We start from the raw sequence: 19468 nt of genomic DNA on the forward strand, positions 1-19468 counted from the left end.
ATATGGTCTTTTCTTTAAAAAAGCCGGGCATGCCCGGCTTTTTACTTATCTAAACCAACCCTAAATCAACTGTATCCCACCACCAAAACTGCGATAGATGCCTACCAAACGGCTAAAGCTTTGCTGTTGCAGTTGTGCCAACTGATCGCGGGCGCGCAGTAGCTCGCGCTCGGCGTCGAGCAGGTCTAAAAACTCACCGCTGCCGGCATTATAGCGATCGCGGGCGATTTGCAGTGCTTTATTGGCAGCCTGCCACTGTGCTTCGGTGTTTAGCTGCTGCTCGCGGCTGAGGTTATAGCTAAATAGCGATAACTTCATCTCGTTTAGCGCGTTAAACACCTGCTGTTCAAACTGTGCCAGCGCTATTTGGCTGCTGGCCTCGGCCTGGCGGATGCGCGCTTTTACCGAGCCTAGATCGGCGGCTTGCCAGCTTAGCGTGGGTGCTACCGACCAGCTTTGTGTATCGCCATTAAGCGCCAGGCCCGGGCCGGAGATAAAGCCTAAAAAGCCGCTTACCGACAGGTTCGGGTATAAATCGGCGGTGGCGACACCAATGTGCGCCGTGGCAGCAGCTAAAGCGCGCTCGGCTACCGCGACATCGGCACGGTAACGCAGGTAGTTTTCACCTTCAACCAAGGCCACCGGTTGCTTTAGCTCTGGCAAGTGCGGTACGGCGCCGAGTTTTAACTGGCCCGGTTGCTGCGCCAGCAAGGCCGATAAGGTAGCGCCTGCGGTTAACAGCGCATTGCGGTATACCGGCACAGCGGCTTTTACCTGATGCAGCTGCACGTCGATTTGCGCCAGCTCCAGCTCGGAAGCCATGCCGGCGTCTAACCGCGCCAGCACTATGGCGCGGCTTTGCTCAAGGTTATGCAGGTTTTGCTCGGCTACCACTAAACGCAGCTGGGCGCCGCGATAGTCACCATAGCTGCTGGCCACCTGGCTGATCAGCTGCAAACGGGCATCTTGCCACAGCAGCTCGGCTTGTTGGGCATTGGCCTGTGCCGCCTCTGTCGCGCGGCGGATTTTGCCGAACAGGTCCAGATCCCAGCTTAAATTAGCACCGCTGTTATAGCCGCGGCTGATGACACCGTCATCAGCTGGCGACACTGTGGCGTTTTCACCGGCCTGATAGCCTGCGTCCAGCGTACCTTTGGGCAGCCAATCGTTATTAGCGTCGCTAAACACGGCATAAGCGCGTTCGGCATTAAAACGGGCCTGCGCCAGGCTGCGGTTTTGCTCTAAGGCCCGGGTAATCAGCTGGTTTAGCGCGGCATCGTCAAACGCCTGCCACCAGTTTTGCAGCTGTGCTGCCTGCTGGTAAGGCGCGTCGATACGGATATCCGCCACCTTAACCGGCGCCTGATAATCCGGCCCGACGGCACAGGCGCTTAATGATGCCACCAGTATGGCGATAGCCGACAGTTTTATTGGCTTACGCATGAGAGGCCTCCACGGTAGTTGTTGTACCTGCCGGAGCTTGTTCTACTGCAGGCTGCGTTGCTTTTTTCTCACCACGTTTAGCTAACATGTAATAAAACAGCGGCGTTAAAATAAGGCCGAAAATGGTCACGCCTATCATGCCGGCAAATACCGCCACGCCCATCGCCTGGCGCATTTCAGCACCGGCACCGGAAGAAAACACCATTGGCACCACGCCCATAATAAAGGCGATAGACGTCATCAGGATGGGCCTTAAACGTAAGCGGCCTGCTTCCAGTATCGCTTCCATTGCGCTCATGCCATGGTCTTGCAGCTCTTTGGCAAACTCAACAATTAAGATGGCATTCTTCGTTGCCAGGCCCACCAGCACGATTAAGCCAATCTGGGTGAAGATGTTGTTGTCGCCACCGTAAATCAGCACGCCGCTGAGCGCCGATAATAATGTCATCGGGATGATTAAAATAATCGCCAGCGGTAAGCTTAAGCTTTCGTACTGCGCGGCCAGCACCATAAACACCAGCAGAATAACCAACGGGTAGATAAACATGCCGGCGTTACCGGCCAGAATTTGCTGGTAAGTCAGCTCTGTCCACTCGTAGGTCATGCCGTTTGGCAGCGTTTCGGCCAGGATTTTCTCAATCGCCGCCTGCGCTTCACCGCTGCTGTAACCCGGTGCCGGGCCACCGTTAATTTCGGCGGTGGTAAAGCCGTTGTAGTGCATTACCCGATCCGGCCCTGCCGTATTGCTGACATTGATAAAGGAACCCAGTGGGATCATTTCACCCTGGTTATTGCGCACCTTTAACTGGCCAATTTGCTCTGGCGTTTGGCGAAACTGCTCATCGGCCTGCATATTAACCTGATAAGTGCGGCCAAACTGGTTAAAGTCGTTCACATACACTGAGCCCATATAGGCCTGCAGTGTCTGGAACACCTCGTCCATTGCCACGCCCTGCTGCTTGGCTTTGGTGCGGTCAATATCCAGATCCAGCTGTGGCACATTCACCTGATAGCTGGAGAAAATGCCGGCCAGCTCTGGCGTTTGCCAGGCTTTCATCATCACCTGCATGGTGACGTTGTACAGCTCGTCGTAACCGTGGTTGGCGCGGTCCTGAATTTGCAGCCTGAAACCACCGATAGTACCCAGCCCCTGCACCGGTGGCGGTGGAAATATCGCGATAAAGGCATCTTCAATACCGGCGAACTTTTGGTTTAGCGCCGCGGCGATAGCGCCGGCCGACATTGACGGATCAGTACGCTGGCTAAAATCGGCCAGAGGCGTAAATACAATGCCGCTGTTCGGGCTGTTGGTAAAACCGTTAATGCTTAAACCAGGGAAAGCGACAGAGTTAGCCACACCGGGTTGCTGCAGCGCAATACGTGACATCTCTTTAATGACGGCTTCGGTACGCTCCAGCGACGCCGCATCAGGCAGCTGGGCAAACGCCACCAGATACTGTTTATCCTGCCCCGGCACATAACCGGTTGGGGTGGTAGCAAACTGCAGGCCGGTTAAACCGACCAGCGCGATATACATAACACCGACTATAGCGCCAAAGCGGATAACCTTTTGTACCAGATAACCGTAACCACGCGATAAGCGGGCAAAAAAGCGGTTAAAGGGGCCAAACAGCCAGCCGCCAAACAGCTTGTCCATAGCACGGGTAAGCGCGTCTTTTTTCTCGCCATGGCCTTTTAACAGTAAGGCCGACAGCGCCGGGCTTAAGGTTAACGAGTTAATCGCCGAGATAAAGGTAGAAATAGTAATGGTTAAGGCAAACTGCTTATAAAACTGCCCGGTTAAGCCCGACATAAAGGCCGTAGGAATAAATACCGCCGCCAGCACCAGCGTAGTGGCAACAATGGGCCCGGTAACTTCTTTCATCGCTTTTTGTGTAGCCGCAATGGGCGATAAACCTTCGCTGATATTACGCTCAACGTTTTCTACTACCACTATGGCGTCATCGACCACGATACCAATGGCCAGTACCAAACCGAACAACGACAAGGCGTTTAATGAAAAGCCCAGCAGCTGCATAAAGGCAAAGGTGCCCACTAAAGATACCGGCACTGCCACCAGCGGAATAATAGAGGCGCGCCAGGTTTGTAAAAACAGCACCACCACCAATACCACCAGCAATACCGCTTCGAGCAGGGTTTTGACTACCGCTTCGATAGAGCCGCGCACAAATACCGTTGGGTCGTACACAATGTCGTACGTCAGGCCATCAGGAAAACCTTTAGCCAGCTCAGCCATTTTGGCGCGTACATCGTCGGAGATTTGAATCGCATTAGAGCCGGACGCCTGAAAAATAGGGATAGCGACCGCTTCTTTATTATCCAGCAAGGAGCGCAGCGCATAGGTAGAAGCCCCCAGTTCAAGCCGGGCCACATCTTTTAACCGGCTGATTTCGCCGTTAGCCCCCACTTTGATAATAATATCTGCAAACTCTTCCACCGCTGCCAGGCGGCCTTTTACGTTAATCAGCAGCTGAAAATCAGCCTCACCACTTGGCTGTGCGCCTAAACTGCCGGCCGCCGCCTGCTGGTTTTGCTCACGAATGGCCGCAGTAATTTGTGCCGGTGACAAGCCCAGCGCCGCCACTTTGTTCGGGTCCAGCCAGATGCGCATGCTGTAATCGCCGGCACCAAACAGCTGCACTGAGCCTACCCCTTCAATGCGCGCCAGTTCGTCTTTCACATTCAGCGCAGCATAGTTAGACAAATACAGCATGTCATAGCGCTCGTCCGGCGAAGTTAGGTGCACCACCATGGTTAAATCGGGGGAGGATTTCTCAGTCACCACACCTAAACGCTGTACTTCCTGCGGCAGCCGCGGTTTGGCGCGCTCAACGCGGCTTTGCACCTGAGTTTGCGCCAGGTCGACATCGGTACCGATAGCAAAAGTTACCGTTAAGGTCATGCGGCCATCAGAGGTGGCCTGCGAAGACATATACAGCATGTTTTCGACGCCGTTAATTTCCTGCTCCAGCGGCGATGCCACCGTTTCGGCGATAACTTTGGGGTTAGCGCCCGGGTAGTTAGCGGTTACTACCACTGTCGGTGGCACCACCTCGGGGTATTCGGTAATAGGCAACTGCCACACCGCTATAGCACCGGTGATAAAAAACAGCAGCGATATCACAGCGGCGAAGATTGGCCGCTTAATAAAGAATTGCGAAAACATCTGTTACTCCTTAACCGCGTCCCGGCGTTTTGCCGGCATTGGCTGTTGCTGCGATATCAGCGCTGGCCGCTAACGATGCTGACGCCCTGTCCAACAGCTGCTGCGCATCTTTTAGCGCCGCCAACTGTGCGCTGGAGGCCATATCAACCAGTTTGGGGTCAATTTGCATGCTCGGGCGAACCCGCTGCAGGCCGTTTACCACTATGCGATCAACCGCGCTCAGGCCTTTATTAATGATGCGCAGGCCATCAAGCTTCTCGCCCAGCTCCACGGCGCGATATTCCAGCTGATTAGTGTCATTCACCACTAACACAAACTTGTTGTTTAAGTCGGTGCCTATGGCTTTTTCGTCAATTAACACACCATCGTACGAGGCGCTGCCCGCCAGACGCAGTTTGGCGTACAAGCCAGGCAACAGCTGATTATCACTATTGGCAAAGCTGGCGCGTAAACGAATGGTGCCGGTTTGCGCATCGATGCGGTTATCAACAAAGTCGATATGGCCGATATGACTAAATTCGTTGTCATCGGCCAGTGCCAGATACACCGGGTTGGCCTGGGCTTCGCGGGTATCAACCCGTTTACCGTCCTGCGCTAAACGGGCATATTTCAGATAGGTTTGCTCATCAACATCAAAGTAAGCATACATTTTGTCGGTCGACACCAGGCTGGTAAGCCGAGTTTGGCCTGCCGTCACGTAATTACCCGCGGTGACCAAAGCGTTAGACACCCGGCCGCTGATTGGCGCACTAACGCGGGTATAACTTAAATCCAGCTCGGCGCGCGCCAGCGCCGCCTTAACAGCAGCCACCGTCGCGGCGGTTTGCTTTTTGCGCGCCTGGCGATTGTCCAGCACTTCCACCGAAATGGCCCGCTGCGCCAGCAAACGCTGCGCCCGCTCATATTCGGCATGCGCCAACTCTGCTGCGCTTTGCGCGCTTAACAGCTCAGCCTTTAACCGCGCCACGTCGGCCGCGAACGGTTTGGCATCTATGGTTAGCAGCACATCACCAGCGTTGACTAAGGCGCCTTCCGCAAACAGAACCTGCTCGACATAGCCTGATACCCGCGGCATCAACTCAACCGTTTGCGGCGCCTGTAAGCGGCCGGTAAATTCGTCCCACTCGGTTATGCGTTCAACCACCACCTGCGCCACACTCACTTGCGGTGCAGCAGGTGTCTGAGCCTGACTCGCCGCCTCCGGGTTGCCACAAGCGGCCAACACCACGGCGGCAACGCTGGCTAATAGAAAATTTCTTGCGGTATTTTTTCTGCTCATGACACTCTCTCCATACTTAAAGCACTCCACATTTAAAGCGCTTCTCGCTTAAAAAATTTTGCTCAAATTGAACTTGCTAGTTTTGTACTGGTCGGTAAATATATAGATCCTACAGCAACAGTCAATCGATTTTTGTACCGAGTGGTATATTAATTTATTTCTAGCCAAGATGATTTTGTTCTAACTGGCTGTTAACGGCGAAGAATGTGGCGCTGTAGTGCCGAATATGTACTAAGTGGTAAGTAACCCTTACTGGACAAGGGTTATTTTGCTGTTTACTATATGAGCATCTTTGAATACAGGAGCTGGACAATGTCAGCAGTAGGTAGCTCTTCCCACGTTGGTCGCCCACGTGCCTTTGATATGGATACGGCGCTGGAAAAAGCGTTAGAAGTATTTTGGCGTAAAGGTTATGACGGAACGTCGTTGTCGGATCTTACCGAAGCTATGGGTATTAATAAGCCCAGCTTGTACGCCGCCTTTGGCAATAAAGAACAGTTATTTCTTAAAGCGATAGAGCTGTACGAAAGCCGTCCCTGCGCATTTTTTATGCCGGCACTGGAAAAACCGACCGCCTATGAAGTGGCCGAACATATGTTGTATGGCGCAGCAGCCAATATGGCGAACAAAGATCAGCCGCAAGGCTGTGTGGTGATCCAGGGGGCGCTGTCATGCTCGGAAGCGGCGGCGGCGGTAAAAGAAGCCTTAATGAACCGCCGGCTAGAAGGCCAGCAAAAATTGCAGGAGCGTTTTGAACGCGCCAAAGCCGAAGGTGATTTACCGGCATCGGTCAATGCAGAAACTCTGGCGCGTTACCTCGGTACCGTGTTGCAGGGCATGGCCATTCAGGCCAATAATGGTGCCACTCCCGAGCAGCTGCGTCAGGTGGCTGAAATGACCTTACTGGCGTTTCCACGCTAAGCTTGCACCACAAAAAATATCTGCTGCGGCCACTGTTTTTAGCGGCCATAACCCTTTAAGATCAGCGCCTCTGCCAACCCTGCTCCGGCGCTGTTATGCAAAACTTCCTGTTATACCTGACCACTGTATTAATCTGGGGTTCTACCTGGTTTGCCATCGAATTTCAGCTGGGCGAGGTCGCGATTGAAGTATCGCTGGCGTATCGCTTTATTTTATCCGCCGTTTTAATGTGGCTGTTTTGCTGGTGGCGTCGGCTGCCAATGCGTTTTAGTGCGAAAGATCATGGCTTTATCGCGCTGCTGGCGCTGTTTAACTTTGCGTTAAATTACCTGCTGATTTATCAGGCGCAGCAGTATTTAAGCTCGGCCATGACCGCCATCGCCTTTACTACCATGCTGCTGATGAATATTGTCAATACCCGGCTGTTTTTCGGCAAGCCGGTGGCCAAACGCATCTACTTTGGCGCTTTAATGGGCATCGCCGGTATCGTTGTGCTGTTCTACCCCGATTTAGACGGCCTGGATTTCACTAACGCCAGTCTGTTAGGCCTGGTACTGGTGCTGGGCAGTGCGTTAAGCGCCTCGCTTGGTAATATGGCCAGTGTGCGAAACTCACGCGCCGGCCTGCCAATCACCCAGGTTAATGCCTGGGGCATGTTATACGGTGCCGTTGGCCTGAGCCTGCTGGTAGTCATTAGCGGCAAGAGCTTTACCTTTAGCACCTCACCGGCCTTTATTATTTCTATGTTGTACTTAGCCGTGTTTGGCTCGGTGATTGCCTTTGCCACCTATTTTGCGCTGTTAAAGGGCATGGGGCCAGAAAAGGCCAGCTACACCATAGTGCTGTTCCCGCTGGTGGCAGTGGTGCTTAGCACCTTATTTGAAGAATTTGTCTGGACCGGCTACACCTTTAGCGGCTTTGCCCTGGTACTGCTGGGTAATGCGCTGGTATTAACGCCGTTTGATAAAATTAAAGCACTGCTGAGTAAGGCGCCACCGGCAACGCCGGTTACGCCTTGAACGTTGCGCCTGCCGCTATAACATTTATCGCAGCCTGACTTACTGAAAATGTGCAGACAGCGCTTGTAAAAAGGCGTATTCATTTAATCCGGCGCGATACAGTGGTTTAGACTGGGCGCTCCACATCGCGACCACCAACTGCTTGTCCGGGTCGACAAACAGATACTGGCCAAAAATGCCCTCGGCGGCATAACTATTGCCGTGCAGCGGCCACAGCATATAGCCGTAATCTACGGTTTTACCACCAATTTTCTGGCGGCTGCTGGCAGCCTGCATCCAGCCCTTTGGCAGCACCCGCTGCGGTTTACCGTCTGTGGTAATCACGCCGTCATTAAGCCAGAACAAACCCAAACGGGCATAATCGCGCAAGGTCGCCGACAAGCCACTGCCGCCAATCTCCAGGCCATCCGGCGATTGCAGCCACCAGTTGGCGTCGGCCTGCATGCCAAGCTTTGACCAGATCTTTTCCGACAAATACTGCGCCACCGGTTTGCCGGTTGCCGCCCGCACTAAAGCGCCTGCCAGCTGGGTTTCGCCGGTACTGTAGTTCCACACTGTGCCAGGCATGGCAGCACGTGGTAATGACGCCATTAAGTCTAAGATGGCACCGGGTTGCTGGCTGAGTTGCGCCTCCAGCATGCGCCGCCGGTCTGAAGCCGGGTCAGTGTAGGTTTCATTCCAGGCGACGCCCGAGCTCATTTGCAGCAGGTGTTTCACCGTTACACCATCGTAGGCGGAGCCTTTAAAACGCGGCAGGTAGTTAACTATAGGGTCGTCAATACTGCGGATAAAGCCATCCTGTATCGCAGCACCAATTAGGGTTGCTGTAATAGATTTCACCACTGACATCGACATCCAGCGTGTGTCCGGGCCATTGCCAAGCAGGTACTGTTCAAATAAAATTTCGCCGTTTTGAATAATCAGCAGGCCGCTAACGCGGTTCATCGACAGCACGTCGTACAAATCGTAAGTTTGGTCATCAACGCTATAAGCAAAGTCTTGCAACGGTTGCTTGCTTAGCGGCAACTCGCTAACAGCGTTGCCACGCGCCACCGTGCGGGTAGGAAACAGCCGGTCAATATTGCGAAAGGTGTTTACCTGAATATCCGGGTACAGTTTGCCGTCGTAAATCTGCCGCACTGTGCCAATGTCTTCAGTTGCATGGCGATATTCGGCTGCTGTTTCTACTGCTGCTGCGACCTTGCTGCTTAACGTCAGCAGCAAAACTAAGGTAAAGGCTGATAGTGTTTGTAAGTTTCGCATTAGACGTCAATCCTTGTCCCCGCTTTAACTCTGCGATGTTGCAGCACTAAACTGCCTGCCACTTCACGGATAATCTCAATTTTGTAAAATTTAACTTTACCCTTGGTGCTGAGCTTAAAAGTGCCAACCATACTGCCGGCGGATGGCGGCGCCCACTGCTCTTCTACCACACCACCGAGCGCCTCACCGCGCCAATGCCCGGCCAGCCAACTCAGCTGTTCAATGCTGGCTGTCGGTGACGTTTGCCCGGCTGCCAAGCTCAGGGTTTCCGCCGCGTAGGCGCCAGAAACACCGGCGACAACCAGCAAAAACCAGCTATACAACTTTGAAAGTATTGCCATCAGTTAAACCTTAGGTTTGCCACAACTGGCATAAGCTTAGCTGATATTAATTTACTCTGTGCCGGGTAGCTCTTTGCAGCGGCGTAAAACGCCCAATTGTAGCACCAGGTTAAAATTAACACTTTAACTTAGTCAGCTAAAGGGCCGCTTCCCACAAAACGCCAGGTGAAGGTTGCGTATGATCGTTTAGTGCTGTCCTGTAATCAGGCATGTTAAGTATTAACCGGCAGCTGCTGATTAAAAAAACAACAGCAGCCACAAACCAAGGCTGGCAAGAAAATTAATGGTAAACACCAGGCCGCGCAGCCTGACATTCGTCGTACAAATTTGTACCGCGCTATGCGCTAACCTGCCAAGCACAAACACCCAGGCCAGCCAGATTGCAGCAGGCGTGACGGAGTTAGTTTGCAGTAGCAACAGACAGGCGACATAAAACAGCAGCGGCCATTCAAACTGGTTAGATAAATTCGCGCTGATGCGTGGCTCAACACCTGCCCAGGGGTTGCTACCATCTGCCCTTTTGCCAAAGCCCCAGACTTTTGGCGCCCTGACCAGAGTTAATAACACATACAGCAAGGCGATAAGGGCAACATGGACGGTCATAGGGAGTACGAGTGGATGCAAACTGTTGTCCTCTGAGACAGATTTAGAACACGCTACAAGATGGATTACATGTCAGCGACAAGTTAATAACGCTGCTGCAATTTTAACTGTTTTGCCCAGTCAACCTTCTCATAGACCGCTTTTTTCTGAAAATCTGTCTGTCCGGTTGATGAACCTACATAGTAATAACCACCGCCTGTAGAAACAAACAATTCTATGAAAAGGTTTAAAAACCGCGTGTTGCCCCCTGAAAAACCGCCACAGCGCTATCATATGGCGCGGGCGACAATAAAGGGACGGAAATCACTTTTCGTCGTAGCGTGCCGCTCGTTTTCCAAAATGTCAAAGCCAGCCTCAGCCATAGCCTGTAACAGTGAGGCCGAGGAGCAGGCAGTAACAACGCCTGGTGCTTTGCCAAAAAAACGCATAACCGGAATGGCAAGGCGAATAAGCGGGTTCATTTCTGCCAAACAAGGGGTCTTAGAGATGAAAAGACCGCCCGGCGCCAACATTGAACGGATATTGCTGAGCACGACAGGCAGGCTTCCCGCTAAGTGCAGGTAGTTAAAGCCAACAACCACATCGTAATGCATGCCCTCAGGCGCCAGGGTGTCGGCGCTGGCCTGGCGAAAAGCCAACGCCGCGTTAAAGCCGTTTTGGCGGGCCGCATCGAGCTTTTCCTGTGCGATAGCTAGCATGCCCGCTGAGATATCCGTGGCCAGGTAGCTTTCTGCACAGCCGGCCAGACGCAGGGCTACCGTGCCGGTGCCGCAGCCGAGCTCCAAAACCCGTGAGCGACACGGAATAAGCGCCCGGGTACGCGCCAGCGTCCGCTCGAATCCAGCCTCGTCATCAATGGCAGCCGCCGCATATTTTCGGGCCGCATTGTCCCAAAACCGGGCATCTTGCTCACTCATCTGTTTACGCTCCCTAAATGCTTAGCATACTGCCAACCAACCCATCGCCCGCGCGAAACCAATATTGCCAGTAATAGCTCAGTCTGCTCGCAGATGATGCAAAGCCGCATAACCTGCAAGTCGCCAAATGAATGTCAGTCTAGGGTGCTGGCCGAATGTAAATCAAGCATTTTTATTTTGTAGCAATTTATGCTGCTGAAAAACCAGCTGGCGTGCTAATAACTGGCGTAGTGCCCTACCTTTGTATCACTGCAATCCCATAGCAGGTATTTGCCCTGCCCTAACGCAAGGGTTACACTGCTTTTTATAAGCTAAACAGCCTGAACCGCGGATCCCGGGTTGAATTTATCGCCAATACTGCAGTTATTACAACAACGCCTGCCCAATGTCATGGCGGTGTACGCTTTTGGCAGCCAGATAAACGGGACTGCCGGTAAAAGCAGTGATTTAGATTTAGCTGTGTTGGTGCCAGGTTACGCCGACGTGATTGAGCTGTGGGACATTAGCAGTGATATTGCCGAACTGGCCAACTGCGAGGTCGATTTACTCGACTTTCGCGCCGCCTCTACCGTGATGCAATACCAAATCCTGATGACAGGCCAGCGCTTATTTGCTATCGACAGCGGTGTCGATATTTACGAAGCTGCTGTGCTGTCGCAAATGACAGCGCTTAACGAAGCCCGTGCCGGTTTAATACAAGATATAAGAGAAGAAGGTGCGGTTTATGGCCGAAAATAATCTGCCGGATGATGTATTACTGAATAAAACCGCCACCATAGAGCGTTGTGTTTTAAGGGCACAGGATGAATACCAGAAAGACCCGCTAACCTTCGCTACCGATTTTACCCGTCAGGATGCGGCTATTTTGAATATTCAACGTGCTTGTGAAGCAGCGTTGGATATGGGCCAACACCTGATCCGCAAACATAAACTTGGCATACCGCAAAGTTCGCGCAATGTGTTTACCCTACTTTGTAGCGCTGGCATGATAGCGGCTGAGTTGGTTTCCACAAGCAGCACAACGAGAATTGCTTAACGAACAGTTTGTACACATTACCCATGCCGTATTGCAATAAAAAGTTTGCATACTGCTGTCGGTGAGGTCCCAACGTTCTCCGCATTGAGGGCACGCCTTAAACGACCTGCTCCGATCATTTTCACATGACGGGTTACAAAATAGCGGTTTAACTTCCATTTAGAAACAAAGGCTCCTTACTCTGACACTACAAGCACATAACGTCGTGCTATGCCGCGCCCGAAGCAACGCGTAGGGCGTCCGGCGCGAAGCACGTACATAAGTACTTTGTTATAAAATTAGTTGTAATAACCACACGTTTGGCCTGTTCGTGTGCCATTCTTAAACGAAAGCCCCTGGGTTACCAAGCCAATTTTCGTGCGGCTGGGGATCTCCAGGAGCTGATTTGCTGTTTTCCATGCCTTATTCTCAAAGCATTCGCTTAAATTATTGTAGATGCAATATGACTCGTACTTTTTGTTGCTCTTGACCGATGGACACGCTGAGCCATATCTGCACAGTTCATCATAGGTGAGCTTTTCTCGATAGGTCGCAGCCACATCAATACATTTAGAATAACTGAATTGATCCTTGCTTAGTGTTGTCGCGGTCCCGCGCATGCTATCAGACCATGTTGTGCTCGACCATGCCATAAGGAAAAGAGATAGAAAAGTGAGAAAATGATACCTTCTCATGGTTCTCCTAATTCATAACGCCCGCAGCACGCGCGGCTTGGCGCGTCCGTTGTAGCGCCTTGTTTTGTGTTAATTCGTTTCGCAACAACATACTGCAACTTTACTTGTTGGTTTGCGAATATCAACAATTTTTATTTTGTAGCCATTGACGCATTATTGTGCCGTACAGCGTTTAGCATTTATCAGCTTTAACAACTCCACCGTTGCCGTGGCGTCTGCCAGGGCGCGGTGGTGGTTGGTCAGTTTAATGCCGAACTCGGCGCACAGCTTGCCCAGGCTGTACGATTGCAGCCCCGGGTAGTAGCGGCGCATATTGACTACCGTACACAACTGCGGCATATCAAACGGCATTTCACAGCGGGCAAACTCAGCGCGGATAAAGCCGTAATCAAACTTGGCGTTATGCGCAACAAAGACCGCGCCTTGTAAAAATGCACTAAGCTGGTTGGCGATATCAGCAAAAGTGGGCGCGTCGCTTACCATGCTATTACTAATGCCGGTTAAACGGCTGATAAAGGGCGGGATATGCCGTTGTGGGTTGAGCAGCGTACTAAAGGTGTCCAGCACTTCGCCGCCTTGCACCTTAACCGCACCAATTTCGATAACGCGATCGCTACCCGCTTTGCCGCCGGTGGTCTCGACGTCCAGCACCACGTAGAGCCGGTTGGGATCGACTATCCACTGCAGTTTTTCAATGCGTGCAGTAAAACCGGCATTTTGCAGCGCTAACAGCCTGGCTAACTGATGGCGCTGTATTTTATCGCCCGGCGCTTTAACTTCAATAAATTCAATCGCTTCTTCTTTAATCAGCAGTAAATCCGGGTAGCCGCTGCTGTGGCGGGCAAAGTCTTGCGCCATAGCGCGCAGTATGGGCGCTAAGCTGCTTTTGCCTTCCACTTTGGGGGCGTGTTGCAATAGCGGTAGTAACTGCTGGGCCAAATCGCTATGCCAGTAAAACAGGCTGTTGGCTTTGCCGTAATGCGCGGTTAAGCCACTAAGCAGCGTTGCGGCAGCGCCGGGGTCAGCCAGCTGGTTTAGCTTGTGCTCTATCTCGCTTTTAAATTGCTGATAAAAGCCGCCGCCGGCTAAATTGCGCGGCCTGCGCTCAAAGGGGTTATGCAGCGCGCTGTCATCATGCTCGAACAATTCATGCCAGAACCACAAGCCAAATAACGCCAGCCAGAGGTTATTCTCGGTGTGAAATGCGGTGTAACCGCGGGCGGCATAGTGCGCGATCAGGCCCTGCTCGGCTTTGCCCAAATACAGTTCGTCTATCCCCACCAGCGGCGCGTCATGCAGTAACTGCGTAAGCTGCGAGCGCTTGGTTTTGCTGGCGCTAGCGGCAAATTTGCGTTGGAAAAAATCGTCAGCAAACAACCACTCTTCATCGCAGCTGGGATCGTCCAGCAGTTGCTGTAAATACTGCCGGCACAGCGCGCTGTCGTCCTGCTGCCAGTACAGCCTGATCAGCCGCTCACTGGCCGGAAAGCCATTACTGTGCCGATAAAAAGCAATAGCCAGATCGGATAACAAGTACTGTTCGGCCAGTTTGCCCAGCTGATAACAACGCTCACTGCGCTTTAGTAATAGGGCGGCGTCATCTGGCACAGGCCAGTTTTCTACCTCATCTAACCATTGGCTTAGTATTGTTTGTGCTTGTTCTGGTTGCTGTTTCAGCTGCCTGGCCAGCGCAATAATCGCCGGCTTGGCTTTGGCTAACTGATACGCCAGTTGCGCCTGCTGAGCTTGCGTAAAGCGCGGGCGAAATTGCTGCTTAAACTGGCCGCTTTGGCGGATACCTAAGTCACGCAGGGTAAACAGCGATAAATTGGCCTCGATACGGCCAAAATAAAGGAAATAAATATAGTTAAGCGCATCATGGCGTTGTAACACGACATAACGCTGCGGTAATTGGTCGATAAGGTCCAGCCAGTTAACCGGCAGCGTTAGCGCTGTGCCAAGTAACTGCGGTTTGGTTTGGCTCTTTTTTACACTTAACGGCTTAGGCAGTTCAGCTTGGGCCAATTGTAACAGCTGCCATAGCGTGTCTTTGGTGAGGCGCAACCAGAAATCGGCTAAATCGTCTGCCATTAAGGGGGCGATAAAGCCGGCCCGGGCTAATTCATCCAGCAGCGGCGCACAAGCGCCGATTTCAGCATAATTCAGCTCAGTATCAGCAAAAACGCGGCCTTTGCGGTTTAGCATGCGCACCAGCAGTTGCTGTGCGCTGTGGCTAAGCTGATGAAAATCGCTGATAAAGCCGCGGCTATCGGCGTTTAACACCGGCTGATAATGCTGCGTAACAAACTGCAGCAGCTCGTTAAAGTGCTGCAGGTAATAGCCGGTGTCGAGGTCTTTGCGCGGCGAAGCCATGAGCCTTAGGCGATAACGGTACTAACCAGATAACCGGTATAGCCAACAAACACGGCCAGCAAAATAGCGCCCTCTACCCGGTTGATCCGGCCCTGCTTTTTATAGCCATAACCCATGACAAATACTGCTGCGGTCAGCACCGCCATTAACGTCCAGTCGCGGGTTAATACCACCGCATCAACGGCCATCGGCTCTATTGCTGCGGCAATACCCACCACGGCTAAGGTATTAAACAGGTTAGAGCCGATGACATTGCCCAGCGCGATATCATGCTCGCCTTTTTTAATCGCAATCAGCGATGAGGCCAGCTCGGGTAACGACGTGCCAATAGCCACCACCGTTAAGCCGATGACTAAATCACTTACGCCCAGACCCTGGGCAATAAATACCGCGCCATACACCAGCATGCGTGAGGCCAGTATTAACAGCACCAGGCCGACCAATAACCAGATAATCGCCTGTTTTAATGTCATTTTCGGCTGGCCAGCCAGATCTTCATCCATTTCAGTGGCTAAGGCATCCTGCGGGTTACGCATGCCCTGCCAGACTGACCAGGCCATAATGGCAAAAAACACCCCCAGCAAACACCAGGCGTCAAAACGGCTTAACTGATGGTCAAATAACTGCCAGCCGGCAAACAGGGTAACCAGCATTAAAATCGGTAATTCTTTGCGCAGTACTTGTGAATGCACTGCGATAGGGCTTAGCAGCGCCACCAGGCCAAGAATAAGCGCAATATTGGTAATATTAGAGCCATAAGCATTACCCAGCGCCAGCGCCGGATTGCCATCGCTGGCGGCCATAGCCGATACCACCATTTCCGGCGCTGAGGTGCCAAAACCGACAATTAACATACCAATTAACAACGGCGGCATACCGGCATAACGCGCAGTGGCCGCAGCGCCGTCAACAAAGCGGTCTGCACTCCATACCAGCAGCGCTAAACCCGCAATAAGTGCAACGATAGCCAACAACATCTTAGTGTCCTTTTCGATGATTTTTTTACTTTGCACAGCATAACATGCGGCCATTTTGCCGCGAAGCACCGCCAACAGCTTTTTGAAACTAAAGTGAAAACCGGTTAAGCTCTGGCCAGAGCCAATACGGAGCCCGCCATGACCACTTTGATCACCATTTTAGCCCTGTTGTTTGCCGCCCTGTTTATAGTGGTAACCCTGGCCGAGAAATACGGCAACCGCGATCCGCAGCATGCCGCCAAATTAAGCCGCTACATTCTGCCGCTGGTGGCGCTGCTGATCGTGGCGCAAATCATTAAGTTTGCCTTTTTTTCTGACTAAGCACGCTCACCAGCAATGCCGGTAAAAATGTCAGACTGATTAAAGTAGAAAACAATAAACCGCACAGCACGATAATACCCACGCCACGATACAGCTCAGTGCCCTCGCCCGGGATCAGCACCAGGGGTGCCAGGCCAAAAACGGTGGTGGCTGTCGACATCAATATTGGCCGTAGCCGGGTTGCAACGGCCTGCAGTACCGCCTCTGTTACCGCCATTTTGCCGCCATGCAGGTTATGCCGGCTTTGATCGACAATCAGAATTGGGTTATTTACCACAGTACCCAGCAAAATTAAAAAACCCAGCATAGTAATCATGTCAAACGGCTGATGAAAACCGCCAAGGCCAACCAGGCTTAGTGCACTGCTGACGCCATTTACCGTGGCCAACCCGACCAGTGCACCGGCCAGCCCCAGTGGCACTGTCGCCAGAATAAACAGCGGGTAGCCCCAGTGACTGAAAATGGCCACCAGCAACAGATAAATCAGCAGCACCGCGACGGCGAAATTACCACTAAGGGCGGCCCGGGTTTCATCCAGCTGATCCGAGGCCCCGCTAATATCCAGCGTGACATTATTGCCAATGCCACCCTCGCGCTGCAGCTGCGGCACTAGTTGCTGCTGCACGGTGGCTACGGCGGTTTCCAGCGCTACCGAGCGCGGCGGGATAATATACAGGGTGACAGTACGCCGGCCATCGACACGGCGCAGCGTATCACTGTCGGCCACTTCAACCAGATCGGCCAGGCTGCTAAGTGGCAACACGGCGCCGCTTGGCGTTAGCACCGGCGTTTGCGCCAGTTGCGCCAGGCTCTGCCGGTTGCCGGCATGGCTAAACAGAAAAATATCTACCTTATCGTCGGCGATAAAAAACTCATCAACAAAGGCGCCGTCACTGAGGGCCGACACAGCATAACCAAAGTCCGCGGCACTAAAGTTAAGCTCAGCCAGGCGCTGCCAGCGCGGCCGGATCTCAACCAGTGGCTGATCCAGTGATAACGAGGCCGGCTCGGAGTTGAGCTGCGGCTTGTCAAACAGCTGACCGGCGGCGACATAAGCTGCGTCGGCAGTGGCATACAGGCTGGCCAGATCGGGGCCGGAAATATCCAGCGCCACCGCCCGGGTGCCACCATCGTTGCTGCTGATAATAGAACCACGCGCCGAAAACGCCCGCATGCCCGGGTATTGCCGGAACAGTGTGGTCATCGCTTGCATCATGGCATCGATATCCTCAGCCCGCACCGGTTCACTTAACACCCGAATACGCCCCACCGACACACTGAGCGAGTAATATTTCAGCGGCGGCATCAGGGTATCACCACGGTCAAACGCCGCCGGCGCCCGGTTAACTTCGACATCCAGCTTGCTTCTGATTTCATCGGCTATCAGCGCCATTTCAGACAGGTTATAACCCGGCGGCGCTATCATTGACGAAAAGGCTTTTGGCTCCTCGCCTTCCGGCAGGTACTCGGCCGGTGGCAGCAGGTACCAGGCCGCGCCCAGGGTTAGCAGCAGCGTCACCGCCAGTGTTATATGCCGGTTGCGGCGGCGCTGAATGATACGCTGCACCAGAGACAGCAACACGCCCGGCACAGGCTTGTGGTTGTCTGCTGCCACTGATGCTTGCTGGCTAAAACCGAGCCTGGCAATGGCAGCAGGTACCACAAATACCGCCACCAGCATAGAGGCAATAATGGCGGCCGCTATCGCGATGGCGATATCAGAGTACAACTGGCCCGCTTCCTGCTCGACAAATAATATCGGGATAAACACCAGTACCGTGGTCAGGGTGGAAGCCAGCACCGCCGGCCAGACATCACGCACGCCGGCAATGGCGCCCTCTATGCGGTCCAGACCGCGGCGGCGCGCCTGCTCGATGCTCTCCAGCACCACTATGCTGTTATCCATTGTCATGCCGATGGCAAAGGCAATACCGGCCAGCGAAATCACATTAATAGTGCGGCCAAAGGCCAGCAAGCCAAGAAAGGCAGCTATGGTACAAATAGGTACACCGATAACGCCGACTAAGGTGGCACGTTTCGAACGTAAAAACAGATACAGCACCAGGGTGGCCAAAGCGGCGCCCAGTGCCAGATTGGCCCAGACATTGCGGATAGAATCTTCGACATAGCGCACATCGTCGCTTATCAGCATCAACTGCAGGCCATTACTGGCCAGCATATCCTGGTTTATCTGCGCCACCAGCTGCATCATCTGCCGCTTAATGTCGATAACATTTGAGCCCGGCTCACGCCGCACAGACAAACCCAGCGTACGCTCGCCATCGGCAAAGGACAGTTCTCGCACTTCAAAATGGTCCAGCACTATGCGGGCAACGTCTTTTAACCGCACCTGCATATCGCCTTCCTGGCGCAGGATCAGGTTCTCCAGCTCGTCTAGCCGGTCAAACCGGCCAACCATCCGCAGCAGGTAGCGGCGTTTGCCACTGTCTATATCACCGGCCGAGCTGTCGCGGTTACGCTGGCGAATAGCATCGCGCACATCCGTCAGACTGATACCCCGCTGTGCCAGTTTAGCCGGGTCGACCAACAGCTGAATTTGCCGCTCGGCGCCGCCGCTTACGCCCACTTCTGACACCCCGGCTACCCGTTCCATTTGCGGCCGCACATAGTCTTCGGCGTAATCGCGCAGCATATCCATGTCCAGCCGCAGCGGGTTACCCGCCAGCGGCATTAACCGGAAGTACATAAAGGCATTATTGGAAAACGAGCTGCTGAACAATCGCGGCTGGTCAACATTCTCCGGGTAAGCCGGTACCTGGCTTAGCGCATTGCTGACACGGATCAGCGCTTCGTTGATGTCGACACCAAACGGAAACTCCAGCTCAATTTGCGCCGCGCCGGTGCTGGCACGTGATAGCATCCGTTTCAGGTTGGGCAAGGTGCGTAAATAGCGTTCCTGCTCAATTAAAATTTCTTTTTCTACATCCTGCGGTGTGGCACCGGGCCAGCCAGTCACCACACTGATGGTACGCACATCCAGATCGGGGATCATCTGCACCGGAATACGCAATGCCGCCACTATGCCCAGCACACAGCTAATCAGCACGGCTACAGTTAAAATGGTGCCTCGGCGAATACCGGCGTCCAGCATGG

At 53.1% G+C, this 19468-nt stretch carries 15 protein-coding genes; 5 read left to right on the plus strand and 10 right to left on the minus strand.

Annotated features, from left to right (window positions below; genetic code table 11):
- Window positions 1-60 precede the first annotated feature (60 nt).
- From EYB30_RS12500 to EYB30_RS12510, 3 genes are read right to left on the minus strand one after another with little or no spacing between them, the layout of a single operon-like run.
- A complete protein-coding gene (locus tag EYB30_RS12500) occupies window positions 61-1443 on the minus strand; it encodes an efflux transporter outer membrane subunit (RefSeq protein WP_166839233.1) in 1383 nt (460 codons plus the stop codon).
- Window positions 1436-4630, minus strand: coding sequence for an efflux RND transporter permease subunit (locus tag EYB30_RS12505; protein ID WP_166839234.1), 3195 nt, complete (start codon window positions 4628-4630; stop codon window positions 1436-1438). Before EYB30_RS12505 ends, EYB30_RS12500 begins: the two co-directional genes overlap by 8 nt.
- A 10-nt stretch (window positions 4631-4640) precedes the next feature.
- Window positions 4641-5909: an efflux RND transporter periplasmic adaptor subunit gene (locus tag EYB30_RS12510; RefSeq protein WP_166839235.1), complete on the minus strand. Its 1269-nt coding sequence runs from the start codon at window positions 5907-5909 to the stop codon at window positions 4641-4643.
- A 312-nt stretch (window positions 5910-6221) separates the two neighbouring features.
- On the opposite strand from EYB30_RS12510, the gene EYB30_RS12515 reads away from it, so the two are divergent.
- On the plus strand, window positions 6222-6830 hold the full coding sequence (locus EYB30_RS12515; protein ID WP_166839236.1) for a TetR/AcrR family transcriptional regulator: 609 nt from the start codon (window positions 6222-6224) through the stop codon (window positions 6828-6830).
- A gap of 95 nt (window positions 6831-6925) precedes the next feature.
- The gene (locus EYB30_RS12520) at window positions 6926-7849 is read left to right on the plus strand and encodes a DMT family transporter (protein ID WP_166839237.1); all 924 of its coding nucleotides are present in this window, start codon (window positions 6926-6928) and stop codon (window positions 7847-7849) included.
- 39 nt (window positions 7850-7888) lie between these two features.
- Here EYB30_RS12520 and EYB30_RS12525 read toward each other — a convergent pair whose 3' ends face one another.
- The 4 genes from EYB30_RS12525 to EYB30_RS12540 form a co-directional block, all read right to left on the minus strand.
- Complete coding sequence (locus EYB30_RS12525) at window positions 7889-9112, minus strand: serine hydrolase domain-containing protein (protein ID WP_166839238.1); 1224 nt, start codon at window positions 9110-9112, stop codon at window positions 7889-7891.
- Complete coding sequence (locus EYB30_RS12530) at window positions 9112-9453, minus strand: DUF6265 family protein (RefSeq protein WP_166839239.1); 342 nt, start codon at window positions 9451-9453, stop codon at window positions 9112-9114. The genes EYB30_RS12525 and EYB30_RS12530 overlap by 1 nt, the downstream gene beginning before the upstream one ends.
- 237 nt (window positions 9454-9690) lie before the next feature.
- Entirely contained in the window at window positions 9691-10077 is a 387-nt protein-coding gene (locus EYB30_RS12535) for an MAPEG family protein (RefSeq protein WP_166839240.1), read from the minus strand.
- A gap of 248 nt (window positions 10078-10325) precedes the next feature.
- On the minus strand, window positions 10326-10973 hold the full coding sequence (locus tag EYB30_RS12540; protein WP_166839241.1) for a class I SAM-dependent methyltransferase: 648 nt from the start codon (window positions 10971-10973) through the stop codon (window positions 10326-10328).
- Between the two features lie 339 nt (window positions 10974-11312).
- Between EYB30_RS12540 and mntA the strand changes: the two genes are divergently transcribed.
- The gene (gene mntA / locus EYB30_RS12545; protein WP_166839242.1) at window positions 11313-11711 is read left to right on the plus strand and encodes a type VII toxin-antitoxin system MntA family adenylyltransferase antitoxin; all 399 of its coding nucleotides are present in this window, start codon (window positions 11313-11315) and stop codon (window positions 11709-11711) included.
- Window positions 11698-12009: a type VII toxin-antitoxin system HepT family RNase toxin gene (gene hepT / locus EYB30_RS12550; RefSeq protein ID WP_206674633.1), complete on the plus strand. Its 312-nt coding sequence runs from the start codon at window positions 11698-11700 to the stop codon at window positions 12007-12009. Before mntA ends, hepT begins: the two co-directional genes overlap by 14 nt.
- An 827-nt stretch (window positions 12010-12836) precedes the next feature.
- Here hepT and EYB30_RS12555 read toward each other — a convergent pair.
- Both EYB30_RS12555 and EYB30_RS12560 read right to left on the minus strand, forming a co-directional pair.
- Entirely contained in the window at window positions 12837-15056 is a 2220-nt protein-coding gene (locus EYB30_RS12555; RefSeq protein WP_166839243.1) for an exonuclease domain-containing protein, read from the minus strand.
- 5 nt (window positions 15057-15061) lie between these two features.
- The gene (locus EYB30_RS12560) at window positions 15062-16033 is read right to left on the minus strand and encodes a calcium/sodium antiporter (RefSeq protein WP_166839244.1); all 972 of its coding nucleotides are present in this window, start codon (window positions 16031-16033) and stop codon (window positions 15062-15064) included.
- Window positions 16034-16171: 138 nt separating this feature from the next.
- Between EYB30_RS12560 and EYB30_RS12565 the strand changes: the two genes are divergently transcribed.
- Entirely contained in the window at window positions 16172-16354 is a 183-nt protein-coding gene (locus tag EYB30_RS12565) for a hypothetical protein (protein WP_166839245.1), read from the plus strand.
- Here the strand turns inward: EYB30_RS12565 and EYB30_RS12570 are convergent.
- Window positions 16329-19466 carry an efflux RND transporter permease subunit gene (locus tag EYB30_RS12570; protein ID WP_166839246.1) on the minus strand — a complete coding sequence of 1046 codons (3138 nt, stop codon included), beginning with the start codon at window positions 19464-19466 and terminating at the stop codon, window positions 16329-16331. The genes EYB30_RS12565 and EYB30_RS12570 overlap by 26 nt on opposite strands.
- Window positions 19467-19468 lie beyond the last annotated feature (2 nt).

The organism is Rheinheimera pleomorphica, from assembly GCF_011634895.1.
Taxonomy (GTDB): Bacteria; Pseudomonadota; Gammaproteobacteria; order Enterobacterales; family Alteromonadaceae; genus Alishewanella; species Alishewanella pleomorphica.